At 57.5% G+C, this 22933-nt stretch carries 21 protein-coding genes; 15 read left to right on the top strand and 6 right to left on the bottom strand.

The genetic code is table 11. The features are described 5' to 3' along the window. Window positions 1-315 precede the first annotated feature (315 nt). On the top strand, window positions 316-1659 hold the full coding sequence (locus tag FHS78_RS18430) for an APC family permease (protein WP_205305385.1): 1344 nt from the start codon (window positions 316-318) through the stop codon (window positions 1657-1659). Between the two features lie 241 nt (window positions 1660-1900). Here the strand turns inward: FHS78_RS18430 and FHS78_RS18425 are convergent, their stop codons facing one another. The 4 genes from FHS78_RS18425 to FHS78_RS18410 are packed head-to-tail and all read right to left on the bottom strand — an operon-like array spanning window position 1901 to window position 5583. Continuing rightward, the gene (locus FHS78_RS18425; protein WP_343042015.1) at window positions 1901-2449 is read right to left on the bottom strand and encodes an ion channel; all 549 of its coding nucleotides are present in this window, start codon (window positions 2447-2449) and stop codon (window positions 1901-1903) included. 34 nt (window positions 2450-2483) lie between these two features. Continuing rightward, on the bottom strand, window positions 2484-3329 hold the full coding sequence (locus FHS78_RS18420) for an ATP-binding cassette domain-containing protein (protein ID WP_167095888.1): 846 nt from the start codon (window positions 3327-3329) through the stop codon (window positions 2484-2486). A 9-nt stretch (window positions 3330-3338) separates the two neighbouring features. After that, on the bottom strand, window positions 3339-4448 hold the full coding sequence (locus FHS78_RS18415; RefSeq protein WP_167095886.1) for an ABC transporter permease: 1110 nt from the start codon (window positions 4446-4448) through the stop codon (window positions 3339-3341). 4 nt (window positions 4449-4452) lie between these two features. Continuing rightward, window positions 4453-5583 carry an ABC transporter permease gene (locus FHS78_RS18410; RefSeq protein ID WP_167095884.1) on the bottom strand — a complete coding sequence of 377 codons (1131 nt, stop codon included), beginning with the start codon at window positions 5581-5583 and terminating at the stop codon, window positions 4453-4455. A gap of 619 nt (window positions 5584-6202) precedes the next feature. Here FHS78_RS18410 and FHS78_RS18405 point away from each other — a divergent pair. The 11 genes from FHS78_RS18405 (at window position 6203) to FHS78_RS18355 (ending at window position 16053) form a co-directional block, all read left to right on the top strand. Then, the gene (locus FHS78_RS18405) at window positions 6203-6835 is read left to right on the top strand and encodes a cupredoxin domain-containing protein (protein ID WP_205305384.1); all 633 of its coding nucleotides are present in this window, start codon (window positions 6203-6205) and stop codon (window positions 6833-6835) included. A gap of 54 nt (window positions 6836-6889) precedes the next feature. Next, window positions 6890-8725 (top strand): copper resistance system multicopper oxidase, encoded by a 1836-nt coding sequence (locus FHS78_RS18400; protein ID WP_281356711.1) that lies wholly within the window; start codon window positions 6890-6892, stop codon window positions 8723-8725. 11 nt (window positions 8726-8736) lie between these two features. Then, a complete protein-coding gene (locus FHS78_RS18395; RefSeq protein ID WP_167095882.1) occupies window positions 8737-9534 on the top strand; it encodes a copper resistance protein B in 798 nt (265 codons plus the stop codon). Window positions 9535-9613: 79 nt separating this feature from the next. Further along, a complete protein-coding gene (locus FHS78_RS18390; RefSeq protein WP_167095880.1) occupies window positions 9614-9970 on the top strand; it encodes a hypothetical protein in 357 nt (118 codons plus the stop codon). Window positions 9971-10053: 83 nt separating this feature from the next. Further along, complete coding sequence (locus FHS78_RS18385) at window positions 10054-10389, top strand: SHOCT domain-containing protein (protein ID WP_205305383.1); 336 nt, start codon at window positions 10054-10056, stop codon at window positions 10387-10389. Between the two features lie 142 nt (window positions 10390-10531). After that, entirely contained in the window at window positions 10532-11119 is a 588-nt protein-coding gene (locus tag FHS78_RS18380) for a Spy/CpxP family protein refolding chaperone (protein WP_167095878.1), read from the top strand. Between the two features lie 73 nt (window positions 11120-11192). Continuing rightward, a complete protein-coding gene (locus FHS78_RS18375; RefSeq protein WP_167095876.1) occupies window positions 11193-12122 on the top strand; it encodes a cation diffusion facilitator family transporter in 930 nt (309 codons plus the stop codon). Further along, window positions 12119-13039, top strand: coding sequence for a DMT family transporter (locus FHS78_RS18370; protein WP_167095874.1), 921 nt, complete (start codon window positions 12119-12121; stop codon window positions 13037-13039). The genes FHS78_RS18375 and FHS78_RS18370 overlap by 4 nt, the downstream gene beginning before the upstream one ends. Window positions 13040-13111: 72 nt before the next feature. After that, window positions 13112-13540, top strand: coding sequence for a c-type cytochrome (locus FHS78_RS18365; RefSeq protein ID WP_167095872.1), 429 nt, complete (start codon window positions 13112-13114; stop codon window positions 13538-13540). A gap of 25 nt (window positions 13541-13565) precedes the next feature. After that, window positions 13566-14636 carry a phospholipase D-like domain-containing protein gene (locus tag FHS78_RS18360; protein ID WP_167095870.1) on the top strand — a complete coding sequence of 357 codons (1071 nt, stop codon included), beginning with the start codon at window positions 13566-13568 and terminating at the stop codon, window positions 14634-14636. A 25-nt stretch (window positions 14637-14661) separates the two neighbouring features. Then, window positions 14662-16053, top strand: coding sequence for an MFS transporter (locus tag FHS78_RS18355; RefSeq protein ID WP_167095868.1), 1392 nt, complete (start codon window positions 14662-14664; stop codon window positions 16051-16053). Window positions 16054-16357: 304 nt separating this feature from the next. On the opposite strand, the gene FHS78_RS18350 is transcribed toward FHS78_RS18355, so the two are convergent. Continuing rightward, complete coding sequence (locus FHS78_RS18350) at window positions 16358-16684, bottom strand: 2Fe-2S iron-sulfur cluster-binding protein (protein ID WP_167095866.1); 327 nt, start codon at window positions 16682-16684, stop codon at window positions 16358-16360. 68 nt (window positions 16685-16752) lie between these two features. Next, a complete protein-coding gene (locus tag FHS78_RS18345) occupies window positions 16753-17466 on the bottom strand; it encodes a cyclic nucleotide-binding domain-containing protein (RefSeq protein ID WP_246220593.1) in 714 nt (237 codons plus the stop codon). Between the two features lie 175 nt (window positions 17467-17641). Between FHS78_RS18345 and FHS78_RS18340 the strand changes: the two genes are divergently transcribed. The 3 genes from FHS78_RS18340 (at window position 17642) to FHS78_RS18330 (ending at window position 22932) form a co-directional block, all read left to right on the top strand. Then, the gene (locus FHS78_RS18340; protein WP_167095865.1) at window positions 17642-19942 is read left to right on the top strand and encodes a nitric-oxide reductase large subunit; all 2301 of its coding nucleotides are present in this window, start codon (window positions 17642-17644) and stop codon (window positions 19940-19942) included. A 786-nt stretch (window positions 19943-20728) separates the two neighbouring features. After that, on the top strand, window positions 20729-21928 hold the full coding sequence (locus FHS78_RS18335; RefSeq protein ID WP_167095863.1) for a TolC family protein: 1200 nt from the start codon (window positions 20729-20731) through the stop codon (window positions 21926-21928). Continuing rightward, window positions 21925-22932: an efflux RND transporter periplasmic adaptor subunit gene (locus FHS78_RS18330; protein ID WP_167095861.1), complete on the top strand. Its 1008-nt coding sequence runs from the start codon at window positions 21925-21927 to the stop codon at window positions 22930-22932. The genes FHS78_RS18335 and FHS78_RS18330 overlap by 4 nt, the downstream gene beginning before the upstream one ends. Window position 22933: the final 1 nt, after the last annotated feature.

The raw sequence follows: 22933 nt of genomic DNA, 5'->3' as shown, positions 1-22933 counted from the left end.
AGCCTCCATGGAGAAACTCCTTCCCGCCAATCAACGGGAAGCAAAATCAATCATCACCTCAAAATGCGAAAGGTGGGGCTACAACACCGCTTACAAAGATGGAGACGGGTGCGCCAAAATGCTGCATGACTTCGTGTAACTCGTCGTCGGAGATATAGTCATCCCGGGGACAATCGATCCGTTGCTATGATCCAAATGTCGATGGCATCACCATCCAAAACGAACTTTCCACCAGGGGACGATGCAGGGGTATTAGCCCACAACGACATTTTGCCGCTCCCTCTTAGTGGCGAGAGTGAATATTAGCTGGAACAAATGGATGAAATGAAACATAGCCATGGCGATGAGGGTTACAAAGCGGGTTCGATAACGCTTGGTGGTGCCGTCGCTATGGGCACTGGTGTGATGATCGGTGCGGGTATATTCGCTCTCACAGGGCAAATTGCTGAGCTTGCCGGACCAATTTTTCCCTTGGCTTTCATTGTGGGCGCGATCGTCACAGGATTCAGCGCGTACAGCTATATAAAGATGTCAAACGCTTGGCCGTCTGCAGGCGGGATCGCGATGATCCTGCAAAAATGTTACGGCCCCGGGGCTGTCGCGGCGGGTGCCGCCTTGCTTATGGCACTCAGCATGGTTATCGCCGAAAGCCTCGTCGCGCGAACATTCGCTACCTATCTTTTGCGACCCTTCGATATCAACGGAGGGCCGTTGGTACCGATTCTTGCCGTCACGGTGATTATATTCGCATTTCTGGTGAACATCGCGGGCAACCGATCGATTGGCTTGTTTTCCCTGGTCATGGCGGCGATCAAGATCGGTGGCATTGCACTATTCGGGGTAGCGGCTCTGTGGTCGAGTGGGATTGAATTTTCAGCAACCTCGCAGAGTGGAGATAGCTTTGGCATCACAGGTTTCATCGCTTCAGTTGCATTGGCTATCCTGGCTTTCAAAGGCTTCACAACGATCACGAACAGCGGTGCCGAGATCACTGATCCACATCGAAATGTTGGGCGCGCAATCTTGATATCGATCGGGCTTTGCGTCGTGGTGTATCTGCTGGTGGCCTTCGGTGTGGGGTCCAGCCTTACCATTGATCAGATTAAGGCTGCACGCGACTACTCGCTGGCGGAGGCGGCTGCTCCGGCCTTAGGCGAGATTGGCTTTCTGCTCACGGTTCTGTTGGCTGTGGTGGCCACGGCCACGGCTGTGCTCGCCAGCGTTTTCGCAGTGTCACGGATGCTCGCGATGCTCACCGATATGAAGATGATCCCGCATAGCCATTTCGGAATGTCGGGGCCCATCCAGCGACATACGCTAGTTTACACGGTCGTGATCGCGTCGACGTTGACGATCCTGTTTGATCTTGGCCGGATCGCCTCGCTCGGAGCATTTTTCTACCTCGTGATGGACATGGTCGTGCATTTTGGTGTCTTAAAATTCCGCCGACGTGAAGTCGGCGCCAAGGTACCTGTACTAGTGGTTGCGCTGGCCTTCGACACTTTGGTCCTGGCGGCTTTTACAATGATGAAGCTACAAAGCGATCCCGCTATCGTTGCCTATGCAAGCGCGGGTATCGTCGCGGTCTTCATCTACGAACGGTTTTACTTGGCACACTGGCTGATGCCTCAGCATGTAGATGACCAGTCGGGCGTATGAAGCGGACATCAGTTGTGTCCCCGAAGCAGCGGAAATTGACTCTCGCTGAGGTTCCGCCGTTCCAGTTTCATGCGTTGACGTCAGCCCGGGACACACTCCTTTGGAGGCTGATCCGCTCCGGACTTATGCAGAAAAACTATTGATGTGAGTCGGTTCGGATGGCTCCCAGATATTTGCGCTAACCGTATCGAAGGATACGTGGAGCAACTGGGGGGATATTTTCAATCGAGCTGTTTCAGCATTAAGGGCGAGCGCAGGGCTGCCAATCCCAAATCCTGTTCATTAGCGTGAATAGAAATGAGGCGGACCATGCGATGAGCAGAAGACCGTTGAGCGCCTCAACGCCGGTCAGAAAACGTATGTGTCCGGTCGGAAAGATGTCGCCGATTCCCAGCGATGTATAGGTAGTCGCTGAAAAGTAGAAGTAGTCAAGCGGGGCCATGAATTGTTTGCCAATGAAGCCTCCGATGAAAAACACGTGCTCTGCTAGCGCATAGGCTCCTGCGTAGAATGAAATTTCTGCCATATGAGCAGCGAAGAGTGCAGCGGCGACTGCCAGAACGCGCGCAGAGGGGGTTAACGGAATTGATGCCATACCGCTGGAGCACCATCGAAGGCATCCGAGGTGAATGAGCGCCGTGATAAAAAAGATAGAGACCGTGAGAAGGGCAGAATAAAGCAAGGTTGCACCTCGAATAACTTTCGTTTCGCGGGTGTTGCCGTAAGGAGCGTATGCGGCACACGAGGCATGACAGGGCGAGTACAAGTCGGGGGGCGTGTCAAAGTCCACATGTGGCAGTAAGCCCTCCCCGAACAGAAGCGAGCTAGGTAGCGGGAAGGTATTTGTTTGGTTCGGTCAGAAACTTCTCCCTGCAGCGTTCCGAGCAGAAGACAAACTCTTTATCACCGTACCGTGCCGAGGAAGTTGCCACCCAGCGATCTACGCGCATGCCGCAGACCGGATCGCGAGCCCATTCATGTGGTTCGGCCTTGCGGTCGCGCAACCTTCCGTCTTCCAGCCACAGGATGTGGTCGGCGATATCCTCAATCCGTTCATCATGCGTGACGATCACCACGGCACGTCCATCTTCTTTCGCGATTTCCTGAAGTAGCATTGCCACTTCGAGCCCTCTCTGGGAATCCAGATTGCCTGTCGGTTCATCCGCCAGAATAATCGGCGGGTCGTTGATAAGGGCTCTGGCGACGGCAACTCGCTGCTTCTCGCCACCGGAGAGCCTGTCGGGCCGTGCGTCTCGACGATGTGAGAGATCAAGTCTGTCGATCAGGTGATCTGCTCGCTCGCGAGCCTTCTCCATACTTTGGCCAGAAAGCCGCGCCGGAAACACAATGTTTTCCGCCACACTGATGGCGGACAGCAGGTTGTAGGCCTGAAAAACAAAGCCGATTTCGCTGGAGCGCATGGAGGCCAGTTCGCCTTCGTTCCTTCCCGTGAGTTTCCGGTCCAGTAGTGTGACGGTACCTGACGTGGGTTTCAGCAGTCCGCCAAGCATGGACAGCAATGTTGTCTTACCCGAACCGGATGGCCCCTTGATCAGTACCAGGTCCCCCTTGTTGACCTTCAGGCTTACGCCATCGACGGCATGAACCAGCGCGTCGCCTGACCCGAAATGCTTGATGAGGTTCTGTGCAGCGAGGATCTCTTCGGCCATCCGCTCCTCCTAGTCCTGAAACACGAGCATAGGATCGACGCTCAGCACGTAGCGAAGCAGCAACAACGCTGAGAGCAGCGCGAGGCAGAGAGTTGCCGTTCCCAAAACGAGCACCGTTATGGAAGAGAAGCTCACCGCGATGCCGGGCACCCAGTGACGCAGCCCAGCCTCCAGCGGGTAGGTGACGAGAGCTCCAATGACTATTCCGAGGAATGAGACGACGGCGGTCTGCGCCAGTGCGGATCCGGCAAGCTGTTTCGTCGGTGCCCCGAGTGCCTTCGCGATTGCGAATTCCCGTCGGTGGCTCGAGGAAAAAACAAAGGCGGTGAAGATGACGATGAGGCCCGCTACAGCGAGCCCCATGACCTCCAGAACGCCGATAAGCGCGCCGCCCATCCTCATCGCAAGATTGAAGTCGTTGTGTCGAAGGGCTTGCGGTGTAAGGGCGGAGGCCTTCTCGACTTCGTGATTGATCCGCGCTGCAAGGTCGGACGGTGATGTATCCGGTCGGGCAAACACAAGCAGCACATTGGCGCCGTCTCCCATATCGAACAGATTTCGTGCATCTGTCTCATCCAGAAAGATAAGGGGATTGGCCATTGAATAGGTCCCTCGGGAAACGCCGGAAAGGATAAAGCTCTCATCTCCGACACGCACCCTGTCACCCGGTTGCAGGTCCTGTGCCCTGGCCATCGGCGCTGGCAGGACAACATGGCCGGGCGTGGGCGCAGTCCACCCGGTTGCCCGTTCCCATGCGGATCTGGCTTCTGACGCTGAAGGGATACCGACAACATATGCGAGTTTTTCCTGCCCATTGGGACCGATCAGACTGTCGCGATAGAGAAAACGGGTTACGCCGGCCACACCCTCGACCTGTCGAACGGCATAGATGGCGTTTTCGTTGAGCCGCGATCGTGCCATGTGGAGGTCGCTGATGCCGTCCTGCAAGACCCAGACGTCGCCGGGTGTTCGTTCGATGAAGGTCACGATCTGGTCGGCTTCACCTCGAAACACCGCATCAAGATAAAGGGCCAGGAGAAGGGCAAGCGCGATACCGCAGGCCGCGGTCAGGACGCTCCATTTCTCGACGAGCAGTGATTTGACGCTCCAGTAAAACATTGCCCTACCTCTGAAAGACGACAGCGGGGTCGAGGCGCAGCAGCGTCCGCATCGGGAAAAGGCTACCGGCGATCGATGCCATGAACATCACACCGATGCCCTGGGCGAGGACCGCCATATCGACAATGCGGGCGCCATACAGCGGATCCCAAAGCGATACGGCACGAGCGAGCAGCGTTGCAAGAAGGACGGCCGGCGGAAGACTGAATGCGAAAAGAATCAAGCCACCGCACAGGAGAGTCCCTGCAAGCCACAAGGGGCGCGCGCCCAGGGCCTTTTGAATGCCGAACGCGCGAAGCTGAGAGCGCACCTCGCCATAGCGGAGCATGCTCATGGTGAGAAGTGCGATGACCCAGGCAATGCCGGAAACGAGATACAGGACCGGGCCGATCAGTCTGTCCCCGAATGCTGCGTCCGCCTCGCCAAGTTCGGTCGGCGTGAAGATATCAGCATCCGGAAGCGCTCGTTCCAGGGCGGCGCGGACAGAACCGATATCCTGCCCCGGGATCACCTCGACAAGCAGCGCTGAGACAAGTGATATGTCTCCCGTAGCGAAGGGGAGTTCGGCGTCCAGCGCCATATCGATAAGCCGGTCATATGTCACGAACACATAGGGTGTGAATGGCGAGGTGCTGCCGGATGACAGCCCGACGACGGTCAGTTTGTTGTCGAGTACCCTGACCTTGTCGCCGAGCACGATCCCGTGAAGCGCGGCAAGGTTTTTGTCGAGCACAATTTCGGGGGCGGGGGTGGGCATACGCCCTGATGCCAGAGAGGGGGGACCGCCAGCATCGTCGAACGCGAGCAACATGGCCGGCGTTCTGCGACCGCTCTCGTTCAGGATGACAGGCAGAAGCATGACTGGCGAAACGCTCGCTACTCCGTTCACACTCTCGGCCCTCAGCCTCGAAAGCTGGGGGAGCTTTGATGGAGCCAGTGCGAAATAAGAATTCCCGCTTTCGATTGCTACGAGATCCGCTGGAAGTGACGCAGGAAACAGCCGAAGATCGTCATGGATACCGACCCTCAACCCCTCGAAGAGTAGGACGAGGGAGAGCACGGCGGCATAAACGGCGATCATGAGAACCGCTCGCTTCGGTTCGCTGATCCATTGTTTCCAGCTCCAATACAGCATCCAGTTCCCCGTCATATCCGGATGAAAGCGAGATCGCTGACCTCGATGAACTCGCGCGGAATAAGCTGTTTCGTAGTTTGCTTATAGCATTCCCTTGACCTTCCCGCTGATGGAAGGTTTATGATTTGCTCAGGTTGAAAATGGCTTCGGGCCGCGTTGGTATGAAACTCCTGCGGGACATAGCGCTCTCATGCGTGCTGATCGCCGCTCTGCTGGTCTCCGGCGGGGCGATTGAGCCCGCGCATGCCGACACCGGTCCGCATCACGATGCCATGGAGGGCCCGGTCCATACGGATGATGCCGTTGCAATAGATGCTACTGAAGATTGCGAGGTGTCCACGGGCATACCAACGGATCGGGACTCCGCGCCTGTGCATTGCTGTCATAGTGTTGTGTGCACCACCGGTTTCGTTTTCGAGCCGATTCTCGGCCTCTCGGCCATCAGGGCGTCGCTTCTTCTGACTGTCCGTCCCCGCTCGTATTCCAGCCGGGACCTCTGGAAGGGAACGCCGCCCTGGCAACCTCCGCGTTCTTTCGTCTGATCACCGCGCCCGCATAGCGCCGCGACTTTTCGCGTGCGGGCCCTATCCAGCGATCAACGAAAGACGAGGTTTTCTCGATGTTTCCGAAACGAACGATGCCGCGCGCCATGACCGCGGCGGGGGTGGCCATATTCATGGCGGTGCTGCCCATGAATGCCAGAGCGAGTGAAGCAGGGGCCGGCATGTCCGGCCACATGGAAGCCGAAAGCAGCCATATGGGTGGCGAAGCCATGCATGAAGACGATCATGCCGGCGGCTCGAAGGTCATAGGCCGGCCGGGCGACCCATCGAAGGTGGACGAGGTTATCAGGGTCGATTTGTCGTCCTATGCCTTCTCGCCAGATTCAATAAAGGTCCGGCCCGGCGAAACGATTCGTTTCGTTCTGACCAACAAGACCGACCTCCTGCACGAGTTCAACATCGGCACCAGCCCGATGCATGCCGAGCACCGCAAGGAGATGCTCGAGATGATGCAGAGCGGCATGCTGACGCCAACAGGCATGGCGCCGGCGTCTCCCGGCGCGTCCGGGGCTGGCATGATGAAGCATGACGACCCGAACTCGCAGCTCGTCGATCCGGGGACAACGCGGGAACTGGTTTGGCAGTTTCCGACAAAGCAGCCGGAAAATGGACCGCTGCTCTTCTCCTGCAATATCCCCGGACATGCCGCAGCCGGCATGACGGGCACTTTCACCTTCACATCCGGGTAATCGGGATCCCGGCGGCCTCGCGCCGCCGGGTGACCTTTCACTGAGGCGAGGATAATGACCAACAACGAACAGTTTTCACGCAATGGCATGCCGCCGGTTGCTCTTTCGAGGCGGCGCTTCGTGCAGGGCGTGGCCGCGGGCGGGTTGCTTGCAGGCCTCGGCCTTCCCACGCGTCCGGCCCGGGCATCCGAATTCGGCACGGGCGGCGAGGTGCTGAAGGGCACGAATATCGATCTCTCTATCGCGCCGCTCGGTGTGAATTTCACCGGCGCGCCCGCCACCGCCATCGCCGTCAACGGGCAGGTGCCCGCGCCGGTTCTTCACTTGCGCGAGGGCGACGAGGTGCGTCTGCGCGTGAAGAACGCCACCCCCGACCTCGCGGCCATTCATTGGCACGGGCTTCTGTTGCCGGCGACGCAGGACGGTGTGCCGGGCATCAGCTTTGCCGGCATCAAGCCCGGCGAGACGCACACTTACGCCTTCAAGCTGCGCCAGCACGGCACCTATTGGTATCACAGCCATGCGGGCTTCCATGAGCCGAAGGGCGTTTATGGCGCATTGATCGTGGAGCCGAGAGAAGGTCCGACGATCCGTGCCGATCGCGACTATGTGGTCGTGCTGTCGGACTGGAGCGACGAGGAGCCCGCGGCGATCTTCGACAATCTCAAGAAGCAGGCCGACTACTATAATTTCAGCCAGCGGACGTTCTTCGATTTCACGAAGGATGTCGCGGAGAAGGGGCTGGGCGCGACGCTTGACGACCGGCTGATGTGGGGCGCCATGAACATGACGCCGACCGACATCGCCGATGTGACGGCCTATACCTACACCTATCTGATGAACGGCAAGGCGCCTGCGGAAGGCTGGTCGGCACTCTTTCGTCCGGGCGAGCGCATTCGCCTTCGCTTCATCAATGCCTCTTCCATGACCTATTTCGATGTCCGCATTCCGGGCCTCAAGATGAAGGTCGTCGCGGCGGATGGGAACGATGTCGAACCGGTTTCCGTCGACGAATTCCGGATGGGCGTTGCGGAAACCTATGACGTGATTGTCGAGCCGGAAGACGACCGGCCTTATGCGGTGTTCGCACAGTCGATGGACCGTTCAGGCTACGCCTTCGGCACGCTAGCGCCGCGTGCCGGCATGCGCGCCAAGGTGCCCGCGATGGATCCGCGTCCGATGCTGACCATGGCGGATATGGGTGGCATGGCTGGCATGTCCGGGATGAGCGGCATGCAGGACATGTCTGGCGTGACCGAGGCCTCCCCGATGGGCGGCAATAATGCCGGTATGGCCGGCATGTCGCATGCGGGCGGAATGCACGGCATGGATGCGTCCGGCGGCAAAGTCATGCCCGCTGCGGCCATGATCGAGGTCACGCATCCGGCTTCCGAAGACGGGCCGGGCGCGGTGATGCAACCGAGTTCCGTTTCACTCACCTATAGCGACCCGGGACCTGGCCTGCGAAAGAAAGGCCGTCGGGTACTTACCTATGCGGATTTGCGCGGCGTCAACAAGGTGCCGGTCACGCGGGATCCGGATCGCGAGATCGAACTCCATCTGACGGGCAATATGGAACGCTACATGTGGTCGTTCAACGGCGTGAAATTCTCAGACGCCGACCCGATCCACATGCGCTATGGCGAGCGGGTTCGCGTGCGGCTCGTGAACGACACGATGATGGCACATCCGATCCACCTTCACGGCATGTGGAGCGAAATCGACAACGGGCAGGGCGATCACCGTCCGCTCAAGCACACGGTGAATGTGAATCCCGGTCACGCCATCGACTATTTCGTGAATGCCGATGCGCCGGGTGGCTGGGCCTATCACTGCCATCTCGTCTTCCATATGGATGCGGGCATGTTCCGCAAGGTTTCGGTGTCGTGAGGAGAGCAGACATGAAAAACCGGAAATCACACGTCGCTCTTGCTGCGACACTTGTCCTGACGGCCTTTGCGCTTCCCGGTATGGCGAATGCGGACGCCTATCCGGAGGGTGTCACGGATAAAGACCTCGCGACCGCCGATGCGCCGCCTGCCGACTGGCCTGCGACCATTCACGACAATCCGGTCACCTACGCTCTGATGGCGGAGCAGCTCGAAATCCGAAATCCCGGCGACCTCAACACGTTCAAATGGGACGTGCAGGGCTGGGGCGGGACGGATCTCGACAAGCTCTGGTTCAAGACGGAAGGCGAGCGGACGGACGCCAAATATGACGGCGTTCGGGCGGAGCTTCTCTATTCGCGGGCCGTCGCCGATTACTGGGACCTTCAGGCGGGCGTGCGCACCGACCTCGCCAGCAACACCGCGTCGCGAAGCTGGGCGGCATTCGGGGTTCAGGGGCTTGCACCGAATTTCTTCGAAGTTCAGGCTACGGCCTATGCAAGCGATAACGCGCACTACGCCCTGCGCGGTGAGGTGAGCTACGACATTATGTTCACCCAGCGGCTTGTCTTGACGCCCCGTGTGGACGCCATGTTCTACAGCAAGGACGACCCGAAGAGGGAACTGGGCGCAGGGCTCTCGAGCGCGGAAGCGGGCGTGCGGCTTCGCTACGAGATCCGGCGCGAACTGGCGCCCTATATCGGCGTCAACTGGGAAAGAAAATTCGGCAGCACGGCAAGCATGGCGCGCGCCGGCGGTGGGGACGTCGAGCTTACGACCTTCGTCGTCGGCCTGCGTCTCTGGTTCTGAGGTTCTGGTGAACACGGAGCACGTCTCAGCCGGTGCAGGTGCTCCGTCTGCAAGCAACCGGCCAACTAGGGAGATCAAAATGAAAAAGCAGGCTACAGCAGTTGCATCTGCATTCGCGTTGTTCGCTTCCGTCCTTATTGCCCCCGGCATTGCATCCGCCGCAGGCATGGGGATGGAAAATGGTCAGCAAATGCCCATGGGACAACAGCAAATGGATGCAGGCCAGCAATCAATGGGTCCCGGTCAGCAAATGCACAGGGGCCAGCCGATGCAGACAAACGGGCGAATGCCGATGGGGCAGGGCATGCAGCAGCATATGGGAGGCATGCAGGACATGTGTGCCCGGATGCTCGAGCAGCATGGCCAAATGATGAATGGCGGCATGATGAATGGAAATCGTGCCCAGGCTCAGGCATGCCAGAATTTGAACCGGTAGGTCTGCAGTCCACCATGCAATACATGTGAAAGCGTGCAGGGGAAGCGGAAAGCTTCCCCTCGCACGCAGAAATGGAGAACACAATGGGTACGCTGTCAATTGCAGCCGCTTTTTCCGGCGTTTTGCTCCGGTCGGTTCCCGTCGCGGCGTATATGGGCGGTTCGGGAGCGGATAGCGGCTATGGTCATATGTCCGGATACGGAATGGGATTTTTCGGGATAGGACACTGGCTTTTCGGCATTCTCCTGATTGTGCTGTTTGCGGCGTTGATTGCAGGATTCGTTCGCCTTTTTGCCGGTGGCAATCGAGGGAAATCTCAAGGTCAGGATCCTGTGACCGCCCTGGACCTGCTCTACGCGAAGGGTGAAATTTCGCGCGAGGAGTATCTGAAGAGGAAAGCCGATATCACCGGGAGCTGATGGCGCCACGCGCGATGCGGAAAATGTAACGCTGTTATTCCGTATGCGGTTTATCGGGAGTGATGTTCGTTGATCTCGCGCAATGCTGCGAGCGGTCGAGTGAGCGAGTTTACTGAAACCAGACTTATCCATGGAGAGCGTGATGAATATTCGGAAAGCGGCCCTTGCGGGCGTCGTAACGGCGCTGTTGGCGTCTACAGCCTATGCGCATGATCCCTCCGGTCAGAATGGCGGATGGATGATGGGCGGCTACGGCATGGGACCCGGCATGATGGGTTCGGGCCAGGGCCATATGATGGGCTACGGTGGCGGCTATGGTCCCGGCGCCATGATGGGCGGCGGTTACGGGATGATGGGCGCCGGCTGCGGCATGGGCGGTTACGGCGCGTCCGGTGACTACGACACCTATGTGGACGGACGCCTCGCCTTCCTGAAGGCGGAACTCAAGATCACGGACGACCAGAGCGCTGCCTGGTCTGCCTATGCGGATGCTCTCAAGGAAAACTTCCAGAGCATGGCGGGCATGCATCAGCAGATGTTCAGCCTGTTCCAGAAGGGCAATGAAGACCGTTCCGCCGTGAATATGCTGGACCTGCAGATCTCGATGATGAAAACGCGTCTTTCGGCGCTCGAGGGGATGAAGCCGGCGGCCGAAAAGCTCTATGCCGCCTTGTCGGACGATCAGCGGGAGACGGCAGACCGGATCCTTCCTGTCATGGGCTGCATGTGATGGTCACCGCGTCTCTCGGGTAGAGACGGGTTGATGAGAGACAGGCTCCCGCTTGATGCCGAAAGGAAAATGAATGACTCACATGTCTGGTGGGCATGCCGGCCATATGCCTTCAAGCGGCCGGGGACTTGCGATTTCCGCCTGGTTGACGGGGGTTTATTTCTTTATCGAGATGGGAATCGGATTCTGGACGGGCTCCATCTCTGTTATATCCGATGCCTTCCACACATTCTCGGCGGTCGGCGGGGTCGTGGTGGCAATCGTCGCGGCGAGAGTGGCGCGCCGTCCCGCCAGTGAAGAACAGAGTTACGGCTGGTATCGGGCCGAGCTTGTCGGCGCATTCGTAAATGGCGGTTTCCTGCTGGGCATGGCGCTTGTCGTCATTGTCATGGGCGGCATGCGGCTGACAGCGCCCATCGAGCTGCCGACCGGCCCGATGCTCTGGGCGGCAGCAGGCGGCCTTTTTACTGAAATCATTTCTCTCGGTCTGATGTGGCGTCAGAGCCGGAACGACCTCAATGTCAAGGGTGCGCTGTGGCACATCATACAGACCTTCGTGGGAAGTCTGATCATTATTGTCGCGGCGCTGGTCATTCGTTTTACCGGCTTTCTGCTTATCGATCCGATCCTCGGCATGGCGTTCGGCTTCGTGTTGCTTTGGGCGAGTTGGACGATCCTCAAGGACGCCACGCGTCTGCTCATGGAAGGAACGCCTTCGGACGTGAACCTGCGTGAGATCGCCACGGCGCTTCAGAAGCTTGATGGCGTGAAGGATGTGCACCACGTCCATGCCTGGGCTCTGACCAGCGGAAAATATGTGTTCTCCGCGCATATGCGGGTCGACAAGGACGCGTCGGGTGGAGACATTTTGCGCAAGGCTCACCACCTGCTTAAGCAGGAATACGGCTTCTTTTTTGCGACGCTGCAAATCGAGGATATCTGTCTTGATGAGGCGGGCGCAGAGGCAATCGACGTCATCTCGACGAGTTCCGGCACGGCATGACGGCGCAAACGGTTTCTCTGCTCGCGCTTGTCACCATTTCCGAGGCGACCATCGGGGTTTTCGTCAAGCTGACCGGCGGTCTCATACCCATACAGACGCTTAACTTCTACGCGCTTTCTCTGGCGGCCTTACTGCTGTTCGGCTTCATGCCGCGCGTAACTGGCAAGCCGTTGCGGTTTCCCCGGGGCAATCTGACGGACACATTAATGATCGGGGTTCTGATCGCCGCGCAGATCAGCGTGTTCAACTACGCGATGACGCTTGTGCCGATTGCCAATGCCGTCATCTTCTGGAGTATTGCTCCCTTTTTCACATTCATCTTCTCGGCAGTCTTTCTGGGCGAGAAGGCGCGGCCCGGTCATGTCCTCATCTTTTTAGTTGCCTTGGCTGGCGTTGCCATTGCCAACCCGCTGAAAGGCGGGGAGATGGCGGGCAATCTCGTCGCGCTGGGAGATGGCGCAGTGTACGCCGCCATGGTCACCTATCTGAGGTATGAAGGTAAGTCGGAAGCCGGAAACGATATCGCATGGTCGATGCTGATTGCGGCGATCGTGCTTTCCCCTTCGACATTGCTGTTCGGGGGCGGCGATATCCTGCACGGCATATACTATGAGCCCCTTGGCATGACGGTTCCGGTTCTGCTTTGGGTTTTTGGGCTGGGGGTCGTTTCCACCGGGTTCGCCTATCTCGGCATATCGATGGTTCTGAAGACTCTCGATGCAAACATATACGCCCTGATCGACATCATCGTGTCGCCGCTCGTGGCGTCGTTCCTTGGTTATCTGGTCTTTGGTGACATTCCCTCGTCGGGGATGGTGCTGGGTGGCGCCATGCTGCTCGGCGCAGGATTCTGGCTGACGCGCGAGACGTCAATGGGGATGGAGAACCAGGCGGTTCATCCGTGCCAGTGCGCGTAGTGATGACTGATGCAATGAAGGATTCATCAGCTCCAGCGTATCGTTTTCGCTGACGGCAACAGGGAGCAAGCGATGGTGAAAAATTTTCCTACATATGCTGTGCTTGCAGTAATTGCAGGCGGTGTCGTTATTGGTGCATGGCGGATGTTTGGAGAAGAAAGCGGGCACTCTGCGAAGAGCGATGTCGTTGTTCCGCCTCTTTCCGGCGATGCAGCTCTTGGCAAGGCAGCGTTCGACAGAAATTGCGCCGAGTGTCATGGCGGTAATGCCAGCGGCACCGGTAAAGGGCCGCCGCTCGTACATCAGATCTACAATCCCGGGCATCATGCCGATGAGGCATTTTTCAGGGCAGCCGAGTACGGCGTCCGCCAGCACCACTGGCCCTACGGAAACATGCCCGCACAGCCGCAGGTGTCGCATCGTGAGGTCGCGCGAATCGTCGAGTATGTCCGCGCCCTCCAGAAAGCTAACGGAATCGTCTACCAGCCCCACAGAATGTAGGCCGTACAATCAACGCAACAGGGCCATGAACGGAGATCAGACGAGATTCAGCCTTTTTACAGAGGGCGATGAGCTCTTCGAAAGCATGCTGCGTGACATATCCAGCGCATCGAAGTCGATATTATTCGAGGTCTATATCTTCAGGTCTGACCGTGTTGGGCAAAGGTTTCTGGACGCATTCGCGGGAGCCGCCGGCCGGGGCGTCGATGTTCGAGCAAGATTGGATGCATTCGGATCCTGGGGCACATTTCCGGGGAGCGCGCATGACGCCCTCCGGAGAGCTGGTGTGCAGTTGAAATGGTACGGACGCTGGAGTTGGCGTCATCCGTTCCGCTACGGACGACGAGATCACCGCAAGCTTCTCGTAGTCGATGGAGAGGTTGCCTATCTCGGCGGCTTCAATGTTGGAGAGGAAAGCTCTAGGACGAGCATCGGCCGAACACGGTGGCGAGATACTCATTTGCGTTTCACCGGGCGTCTGGCATCCCGTGCGGAACAGCTTTTCCACGATTTCGAGGAAAGGAGAGAATGCGGCAAAGAGGAGTGGGTGGACGGATCGCTGCTGTTGCCAAACTACGGTGTCGGATGCCGATACAGATGGCACTGTGTTCTCCGGCAGCATCTTGGCGAGGCCACAAAAAGAATCTGGATCACGACGCCCTATTTTGTGCCGGACGCGGCTACGCAGCGGGGGCTTCGCAACGCAGCGCTACGAGGTGTGGATGTGAGGTTGCTGGTTCCCGGTAAGAGCGATGTTTCTGTTGTTCAATGGGCTGCCCGGCTTTCCTACGAATCTCTCCTGGGCGCCGGCGTGAAGGTTTTTGAGTTCGGCGGACGTGTGCTCCACGCCAAGACGATTGTCATAGATGATGACTGGGCAAGTGTCGGAACCTCGAATCTCGATTACAGAAGCCTGTTCATCAATGATGAACTCAACCTCGTGACGCGGTCATCCCGACTGAACCACGAGCTGGCTGACGTATTCCTCGATGATCTTGAACATGCGATGCGCGTGGTACAGAAACCGCGAGGGAAAATATCTCTGCTTCGCTTTGCTCAGGGGTTAATTGGCTGGGCCGCACGAAAATGGTTGTAGGCGAGCGATATGGCAGGGAGTGAATATGGCGGATGGAAATGCACTGTTCGATCTCGATGAAGAGCATCGACTCACGGCGGTGCTCGCAGGTGTCATCGGCAATATCCTCGAATGGTACGATTTTGCACTCTACGGTTTTATGGCGTCAGTGCTCTCGGGGTTGTTTTTCCCTGACAGCAACCATCTGGTCTCGTTGATAGCGACCTACGGTGTGTTTGCCGTCGGCTTTATCATGAGGCCTTTGGGCTCTGTTGTATTTGGGTGGATGGGCGACACATTTGGCCGGAGTCGGACATTGGTTTTGTCTGTGGCAATGATGGCTTTTCCAACATTGTGTCTGGGTCTCTTGCCTGTCTACGCGCAGGCTGGAGTGTATGCTCCGCTTCTCCTCGTTTTAGTGCGCATGGTGCAGGGGCTGTCTGTGGGCGGCGAGTTCTCGACATCCGTGACCTATCTAGTGGAAACCGCCCCCGCCGGCCGACGGGGTGTTGCCGGAAGCTGGGCGAACATTGGAAGTCTGTGCGGCATGCTGTTGGGATCGGGCGCAGCCACTGCTGTGACGAGTTTGCTGACCGCCGACGCCATGCATTCATGGGGGTGGCGTATACCCTTTATCTTTGGCGGAGTGCTTGGTGCGATAGCCATCGTTCTAAGACGTGGTTTGCCGGAGTCGCCTCATTTCAAACGATACCAGAGTGCCCGCTGCCGAAACTCACCTATCGTGGAGGCGTTTAGCTGCAATCGTCGCGAAACCGTGCAGGGAGTTCTGTTCGCCTCGTCCTATGGCGCATTGTTCTACCTTGCGCTCGTCTATCTGCCGACCTGGGTAGCGCAGGTCACGACAATCCCGCTCGATAGTGCCATGCGTATCAATACCCTGACGTTGGCATTGTTGATCCCGTTTATTCCTCTGGCGGGCTGGATTTCAGATCGGTTTGTGAGGCGAACGCATTTGCTCGCGGGTGCGATCCTCGCAATCGGAGGAGCAGGCGTTTTTCTGTTGCCATGGATTCTCGCTGACGGAGGATTCGCCGCATTGGTAGGTCAAGTCGCCATGGGACTCTTCCTTGCGGTACCGCTCGGGGCGGCTCCCGCGCTGTTCACCGAACAGTTTCCGGAGGACGATCGCCTGACCGCCTACTCCATAGTGTTCAATACTGGTCTCGGGATCGTGGGGGGAACCACTCCGGTTCTCGCTAGCTGGCTCATTCTGGAAACTGGTTCACAACTAGGACCGCTCATTGTCTTGCTCGCTGCGATGTTGAGCGGTGTCACGGGACTCATCTGGATGCGTGACAGGAGCCGTGAACCTCTGATGACGCAATGCGGAATTTCTGTGCGGCACGCCATGTCTGCCGGACGTGAAATGAGAGAGCGGGGGCGATGTCCTGCATATGCTGAAACGCAGGCCAGGTAGTTCCCGAAACCCGGAAAACAGGTTGGCGTTAGATACTTCTACAGAGTCGGACCATATGATTACTACAAAGAATGTCCGAACCATGTGCCTCGTAACTAGGCGAGCACAATGTCGTCCCGATGCGCAATTGTGGATATTCGAAACTCACCCGAGAAGGCTTGTGCAAAAAATGGCCGTGCGACGTGAGCGGACAATTCCATAATGGGTGCTATCGGCTAGCCCTGAAGAGACAAGAATCTTTTCTTTAATGGTATTTCCTCAATCTTGGAGGCGTTCCCGTACCTCAGGCCGCCGTGTAGCTCTCTCAGTTCCATCTTTGCCAGTCCGGAATATGCAGTCTCAGTCCATTCAGAGCGGGGGACAGATTTATCTGACAGCCTAATCTGCTTTCTGGTCGCGCGTTTGGCGCAAAATCGAGAATGTCTTCTTCGATACCCGATGCGGGGCCAACCAGCTCAAGCCATTCGTTATCAACATATACGTGGCACGTTGAACAGGCGCAGTTCCCTCGGCAATTCGCTTCTATACCTTCAATATCGTTCGAAACCGCAGCATCCATCACATTCGTGCCCGGGCGAACCTGGAGTGACTTTTCCGTTCCGTCGGGAAAGATGAATGTCACTGTTGTCATTTTGCTTGTCCGCTTCGATACATGCGAGGGAAATGCCTGCGACTGTCTTGCAGGTAGAGTGGTTTGCTTTACAGGTGGAGCTCTTCGTCCGGGTCGATCAAAGGGTCGGGTCCGCAGGCGGCCGCAAGACGTTCGTCATCGTGGATGAGGATGGTGTTTGCCTGGACCTCGATACCGTCATGTTGAAGGGACGCAAGGGCCCGGGAAAAGCTTTCACGCGTGAGCCCCAGTTCGGAGGCGATCAGAGTCTTTTCGTAAGGAAGGGTGATGCGGTTTCCGCCGCCCTGTTTCCGCCGGAGCGCAAGGATGTAGCAGCCCGCGCGCTGCGAAGCCGATCTCAGTTTCAGGTTCTTGATCTGACGGACCATGCGCCGGAACTGACCGGCGAGACTGGCAACAAGCGCATGCGACAGAGCGGGATCCTGTTGCAGGGTGCGTCGAAAGGCGTCTGCCTGGATCAACAGGAAGCGCGACGCTTCCTGAACGCGTGCCTGCATGAGATAGGGCGAGTTCGTTACCACGGCGGCGGGAATGATGAGGTCCGGCGGTTCGACCACTTCGATCAGCACCTCCTTTCCCTCGCTTGATCTGCCAAACAGATGGGCCGCCCCCTCAAGAAGAACATGCTGAAATGTGGGCATCGTCCCTTGTTCGAAAAGAACGGTTCCCGCCGGTGCGCTGTGGACGACCGCATGGCGCAGCAGCTCCTCCCGCGCCGGCGACGTCATCTGCGCAAAGAGGGGGAGCTGGTCGATGTCTTCAACGGAAACAGAAACGCTCAATTCGTACCTTTCTCTTTTCGCACGCTGCCGCAGCGGTCAGAATGCGCGTGATATAAATCACACGAAAATTTGATTTATATCAAATCAAATGGTGAAATTTGCCTTCTAGTTGAGTCTCTTCGCGACCGGGCGGCGAGGGCTCCCCCCTCGCGCCGAACTTTTCTGGAGGGGAATAATGGCTATCGAAGCGGCGGGCGTCGATCAGGCGCCGGAAGATCCTGTCAGCAATGTCCTGAAATGGGTGTTGCTGGCGGTTGCTGTCATCTGCTTTGGCATACTCGGCTGGGTCACGGTGCTGACCTATAGAGATGCGCCCCCCTTCCCCGACAGTTTTGTGCGTTCTGACGGGACGGTCCTCATGTCCGCCGACGATATCGTCCGTGGCAAGGAAGGCTTCCAGAAAGCCGACCTCATGGATTATGGCAGCCTTTATGGTATGGGCTCCTATTTCGGCGAAGACTACACGGCTGACAATCTGGTCAGGCTCGGAAAGCTGACGGAAGCAAATATCGCGCGGTCCCGCTACGGCCAGGCACTCGATACGCTGCCGACAGCTGAGCGCGCTGTGGTCAAGGCCGAAATGCAGTCCGTGCTGCAGGGCGTCGACCTCACGCAAAAGAAAGTTGTGGTGCCTGATGCTCTGGCCGAAGCGATCACGACGCGGCGTGCGCAGATCACCCAATCCCTCCTCCATCACGATTTCGCGCGAGGCTGGACGCAGGCCTATAGCCTTGACGAGACCAGCGCCGGATATACGGCGGATTTCCTTCTCTATTCCTCGCTGACCACAGTGGCGCGCCGGCCGGGTACGGATGCATCATGGACCCAGAACTGGCCGTTCGAGCCGTTGGTAGGTAATACGCCAACGACAAGTACCTTCCGCTGGACCTGGATCAGCTTCTGTTTCACCTTCTTCGCCTTTGGCGTGGTGCTCTTCATCTACGAGCGCTTCCTGAACGATCCGGACAACGCGCCGATGGATCCGGTTCTTGGCGAATTCAAGCCACTGACGCCGAGCCAGCGTCGCGTCTGGAAATATTTCCTCGTCGTCGCGGCGGTTCTTCTGCTGCAGATCCTCGTCGGCTCCATCATGGCGCACTACTACACGGAGCGGGCGGCCTTTTATGGTATTCCCATCGACAAGTATCTGCCGTTCAATTTCCTGCGCGACGTGCATATCCAGGCGCCTATCGTCTGGATCGGTGTATCCTGGATCGCGGCTGCGCTGTTCCTGGCTCCCGCTATCAGCGGGCGGGAAGCAAAAGGGCAGGCTGTTCTGGTCGATATTCTCTTCTGGGTGACGCTTTTCATCGTCGCGGGCGCGCTGCTTGGAAATTATCTCGGCATCATGGGGTATATCGACAAGCACTGGTTCTGGTTTGGCAATCAGGGCCTGTCCTACATTCAGCTTGGGCGTGCCTGGCAGATCGGATTCTTTGGCGGACTGGCGATATGGAGCGTGCTCGTATTTCGCGCCTTGTGGCCGACACGCGAGACGTTGTGGGCGGCGACGCGCCAGTTCTGGTCTGGGCGGATCCGGCTCGAGCACCTGCTCTGGGCCTCGACCGTCAATATTGCCCTTCTCTACGTCTTCGGCATGATCCCGCTAACCGGAATCGAGAAGTCCTTCACCATTAGTGACTTCTGGCGCTGGTGGGTGGTGCATCTCTGGGTGGAGCAGTCCTTCGAATTCTTTGCCTCCGCCATCAGCGCCTATCTCCTGATGGCCGTCGGTTTGGTCTCTCGCCGGCTTGCTGAACGTGCGGTTTATTTCGAGTTGATCCTGATCTTCCTTGGCGGCGTGCTGGGGACAGGACATCACCTTTATTGGGCCGGCGAGCCGGGTATGTGGGTCCCGCTTGGCTCGATGTTCTCCTTCATCGAGGTGTTACCACTGGTGCTGCTCATCATCGAGGCAATCCAGCAGCGTCGTCTTATTCAGGCGCATGGCGATTTCAAATATGGGCTCGCCTACACCTATATCATCGGTGCTGCATTCTGGAACTTCGTCGGGGCAGGCGTTTTCGGTGGCGGCACGCTCAATGCCCCGCTGGTGAACTACTACGAGCATGCGACGTTCCTGACGCTCAACCACGCGCACACCGCCTTGTTCGGCGCATTTGGTCTGCTCGGTATCGGGCTCATCTATTTCTGCCTGCGCTACATTGCGGGCGAGAGACACGAATTTGGTGAGAGCGTCGGGCGCTGGGCGTTCTGGCTCTACAATATCGGGCTGGTGATGTGGATATTCCTGAACTTCTTCCCAATCGGTTGGCCTCAACTCGATGCCGTCTATGAGCACGGTCTGGCCTATGCGCGAAGCCAGGAATTCTACGACACAACGCTCTTCTGGCAGTGGATGCGCATGCCGGGCGATATCGTGTTCGCGCTTGGAGCTCTACTCATGGCTTGGGATTTTCTCGTCAAACTTCGGCCTATCCTTCCGATATTCGGGACGAACGAGCCGATGACGTGAGCCCCAGGTTTCATCCAGCTGGAAGCAGTGTCCTTTGATCACTTGAGCCTGAGCAGCTCGGTGATGCAACGGGACGGGGCGTGGAGCCCCCATAGTGCTCAGACGCGCTGGTCCGTTTTTAGCCATTTACGATCTCCCCATGGGGAGTATCGAGCGCCTTTAAATCGCAGATACTCTCTTTGTAAGACGGAGTTGAAGCAGCGGGTTTTTGCGCATGCGTCCTTGGGACGCACCCCGCCAGCGCGTCCAAGCAGGATCTCTTGACCTAATTCCGCAAATTGTCTGTTGGCTTCGCCTCTTGACGAAGGCATATTGCTGCAATGTTCAAGTGGCTAGTGATTGTACTCTTGTTGAGCGTGACGTTGGGCGCGGCAGAAAGTGCTCGGCACTTTGCCGTTGCGCCAGCTTCGTCCGGCAATGAGGTGTCGATCGAGAAATCCTCAGGCACGCATACAGTCTCCGTGGGAGATATACTGTGCGAGGTTTGCCACATCGGTGAGCATTTTGGTTGGCGGTCCGAACCGAACAGATCGCTAAGACTTTCGTCAGCCCACGTGAAATCCTCGAAGCACTCCCAGCTTCGCGATCATCCTTTGGATTTCGAAACACCTCCCCCGCAAAACATCCTGTCATAGCTGTAGCTGTGCCGACATCGATCGGCGCTTTCCAATCTTCTTCTACAGGTGACGAATGTTTTCTCCCCTATGTCGGGCACGGGGGATGGGATGGCTCGTGTGCTGTTCCATCTTTGTGCTGACGCCTGTCCGTGCGGCAGAGACTATTTCAATGAACAAGGCTGTGGAGCGTGCAATCGCAGCCAATCTCAACCTATCGATCGCGCAATCGGCAATAGAAGCCGGTAAAGGCGATCTTGAACAAGCCGGTCTGCTACCCAATCCCGAATTATCGATAGAGGCGGAAAATGCTTTCGGCTCAGGAGCGTATACAGGTCTGAAAGAAGCTGATCTGACGGCGGCGGTCTCGCAGAAAATTGAACTGGGCGGGAAGCGAGAAATCCGTATGCGCCGCGCTCGGGCCGCCAACGAGGGCGCCCGCCTGCACAGGGATCTGGTTGTTCGCGACCTTGAGGTGAAAACCAAGAAAGCTTTTGTCCGCCTCCTCGCTGCGCAACGAGAAGTCGACCTGGCGTCCAGGGCCGCTAAGGAAATGAAAAATGCTGCGCGTGCGCTTCGTGAGAAGGTTAGCAAGGGGGCGTCGCCGGAAGCGGATAGCAACCGGGGCGAGCTTGCCCTTGAACTGTCGGGCATCAGGCTTCAACGCGCACAATCGGGATTGATCATTGCACGGCAGGCTCTTCTTACTCTCTGGAACGAGGATGGCTACCGAAAGCTCAAGGCGACTGGCTCTCTTGCTCTCGCCTCAACAAATCTTCCCGGGCTTGGGGAGCTGCTAAAGAAAGTCGACGCACATCCGATTCTCGGTGTTGAAAAGGCAAAAGTGGAAGAAGGAAGCGCTGCCTATGCACTGGAAAAGTCCAGAGCTGTTCCAGATCCCACAATCGGAGTCGGTGCCCGCCATTTCAATGGTATAGACGAAAGCGCCTTCCTGATTTCGTTGTCTATTCCCATCCCGGTTGCCGATGCAAACCAGGGAAATATCCGTGCGGCCGGTGCGCGCACCAATGCTGCCAGGCTTTCCGTCAGGCAAACGCAACTTGTTTTGTCCGAGAGGCTGAGAAAGGCCTACCAAGAATATCAAAGTAGCTGCCTCGAGGCGAAAAGGTTTCGCAACACCGTGCTTCCGGCCGCGCGAGACTCGGCGCGTTCCATTCGCAAAGGTTATCGCCTCGGCCGCTTTGGTGTGCTCGATCTCCTCGGCGCATTGCAGGTGGAGATCGACAGCGCTCAACAAGCCGTTGAGGCCGTGCTCTCGTGCCGACTTTCCCTGATCGAAATAGAAGGGCTTACCGGCGACACGTATCAATCAGCCGCTTCGGAAATGTCGCGAGAGGGAGAAAAGTCATGATTGCGTTCGAAAGCAAACCCGCAAATTCGATGAGCTCTGCCGCAATGGTGGTTTTTCTGGCGGCACTTTTTTCTGTCGCTTCACCGGCCTTTTCGGCCGAACAGGAACATCCCGAGCGGGAAGCGTCGGTGCATGAGGAAGGCAACGCAGACAAGCATAATTCCGAGGCCGAACACGAGAAAGAAAACATTGTTGAGTTGTCGGACGCGCAGCTTGAGGCAGCGAACCTCACACTTTCTACCGCCGGTTCCGATCTTATCACCCCTTCGGTGGAGCTGTTCGGGGTCATCAGGCCAAATATGGAAAGACTGGTTCATGTCGTGCCGCGTTTCGAAGGTGTCGTAGTCGAAGCAAAGGCACGATTGGGTGAGAGCGTTGAAAAAGGTGATGAGCTTGTCGTCATAGAAAGCAACGAAAGTCTGCGAGCCTACACAATAAAGTCGCCGATTGATGGACAAATTATCCGCTGGAATGTGGTGACGGGCAGTTACGCGGGACTTGAAGAGCCCTTGATGGTGATCGCAGATCTGTCGTCTGTCTGGCTTGATCTTCAGGTGCATCGACACGACGCGGACAAGATTGAGCTTGGCCAGACCGTCAGCTTTCATCCGAGTGAAGGCGCGGACCGGCGGGTGTCGACTATCAGCTATATGTCGCCGGTCGCGCGGCAGGATACTCAAAGCCTTCTCGCGCGGGTGGTCGTCCCAAACGAGCGGTCGGACCTCCAGCCGGGGCTCTATATGCGTGCATCGGTGGAGAGAGAGCCGACCAGCGCAGAGATCGTTGTTCGTAGATCCGCAATACAGTTTGAGGGTACCGATCCGATGCTCTTCGTGCAGCGGGATGAAGGACATTTTGTGATGCGTCGCGTCCAGCTAGGGCGTCAGGACAGCACGAATGTGGAGATCATCAACGGCCTGTCTGCCGGCGAGGTCTATGTCTCGGAAAACAGTTTTCTACTTAAGGCGGAGGCTGAAAAAGGTTCCGCTACTCACGGGCACTGAG

It is taken from the genome of Parvibaculum indicum (assembly GCF_011762095.1).
GTDB classification, from domain to species: Bacteria; Pseudomonadota; Alphaproteobacteria; order Parvibaculales; family Parvibaculaceae; genus Parvibaculum; species Parvibaculum indicum.
This window is presented reverse-complemented; position numbering and strand designations above follow the sequence as displayed.

Excerpts from the sequence above, each read along its gene's own strand:
- FHS78_RS18430 (WP_205305385.1), top strand. The coding sequence starts at position 316 with ATGGATGAAATGAAACATAGCCATGGCGATGAGGGTTACAAAGCGGGT.
- FHS78_RS18420 (WP_167095888.1), bottom strand. The coding sequence starts at position 3,329 with ATGGCCGAAGAGATCCTCGCTGCACAGAACCTCATCAAGCATTTCGGG.
- FHS78_RS18415 (WP_167095886.1), bottom strand. The coding sequence starts at position 4,448 with ATGTTTTACTGGAGCGTCAAATCACTGCTCGTCGAGAAATGGAGCGTC.
- FHS78_RS18410 (WP_167095884.1), bottom strand. The coding sequence starts at position 5,583 with ATGCTGTATTGGAGCTGGAAACAATGGATCAGCGAACCGAAGCGAGCG.
- FHS78_RS18405 (WP_205305384.1), top strand. The coding sequence starts at position 6,203 with ATGTTTCCGAAACGAACGATGCCGCGCGCCATGACCGCGGCGGGGGTG.
- FHS78_RS18400 (WP_281356711.1), top strand. The coding sequence starts at position 6,890 with ATGACCAACAACGAACAGTTTTCACGCAATGGCATGCCGCCGGTTGCT.
- FHS78_RS18395 (WP_167095882.1), top strand. The coding sequence starts at position 8,737 with ATGAAAAACCGGAAATCACACGTCGCTCTTGCTGCGACACTTGTCCTG.
- FHS78_RS18390 (WP_167095880.1), top strand. The coding sequence starts at position 9,614 with ATGAAAAAGCAGGCTACAGCAGTTGCATCTGCATTCGCGTTGTTCGCT.
- FHS78_RS18385 (WP_205305383.1), top strand. The coding sequence starts at position 10,054 with ATGGGTACGCTGTCAATTGCAGCCGCTTTTTCCGGCGTTTTGCTCCGG.
- FHS78_RS18380 (WP_167095878.1), top strand. The coding sequence starts at position 10,532 with ATGAATATTCGGAAAGCGGCCCTTGCGGGCGTCGTAACGGCGCTGTTG.
- FHS78_RS18375 (WP_167095876.1), top strand. The coding sequence starts at position 11,193 with ATGACTCACATGTCTGGTGGGCATGCCGGCCATATGCCTTCAAGCGGC.
- FHS78_RS18370 (WP_167095874.1), top strand. The coding sequence starts at position 12,119 with ATGACGGCGCAAACGGTTTCTCTGCTCGCGCTTGTCACCATTTCCGAG.
- FHS78_RS18365 (WP_167095872.1), top strand. The coding sequence starts at position 13,112 with ATGGTGAAAAATTTTCCTACATATGCTGTGCTTGCAGTAATTGCAGGC.
- FHS78_RS18360 (WP_167095870.1), top strand. The coding sequence starts at position 13,566 with ATGAACGGAGATCAGACGAGATTCAGCCTTTTTACAGAGGGCGATGAG.
- FHS78_RS18355 (WP_167095868.1), top strand. The coding sequence starts at position 14,662 with ATGGCGGATGGAAATGCACTGTTCGATCTCGATGAAGAGCATCGACTC.
- FHS78_RS18350 (WP_167095866.1), bottom strand. The coding sequence starts at position 16,684 with ATGACAACAGTGACATTCATCTTTCCCGACGGAACGGAAAAGTCACTC.
- FHS78_RS18340 (WP_167095865.1), top strand. The coding sequence starts at position 17,642 with ATGGCTATCGAAGCGGCGGGCGTCGATCAGGCGCCGGAAGATCCTGTC.
- FHS78_RS18335 (WP_167095863.1), top strand. The coding sequence starts at position 20,729 with ATGAACAAGGCTGTGGAGCGTGCAATCGCAGCCAATCTCAACCTATCG.
- FHS78_RS18330 (WP_167095861.1), top strand. The coding sequence starts at position 21,925 with ATGATTGCGTTCGAAAGCAAACCCGCAAATTCGATGAGCTCTGCCGCA.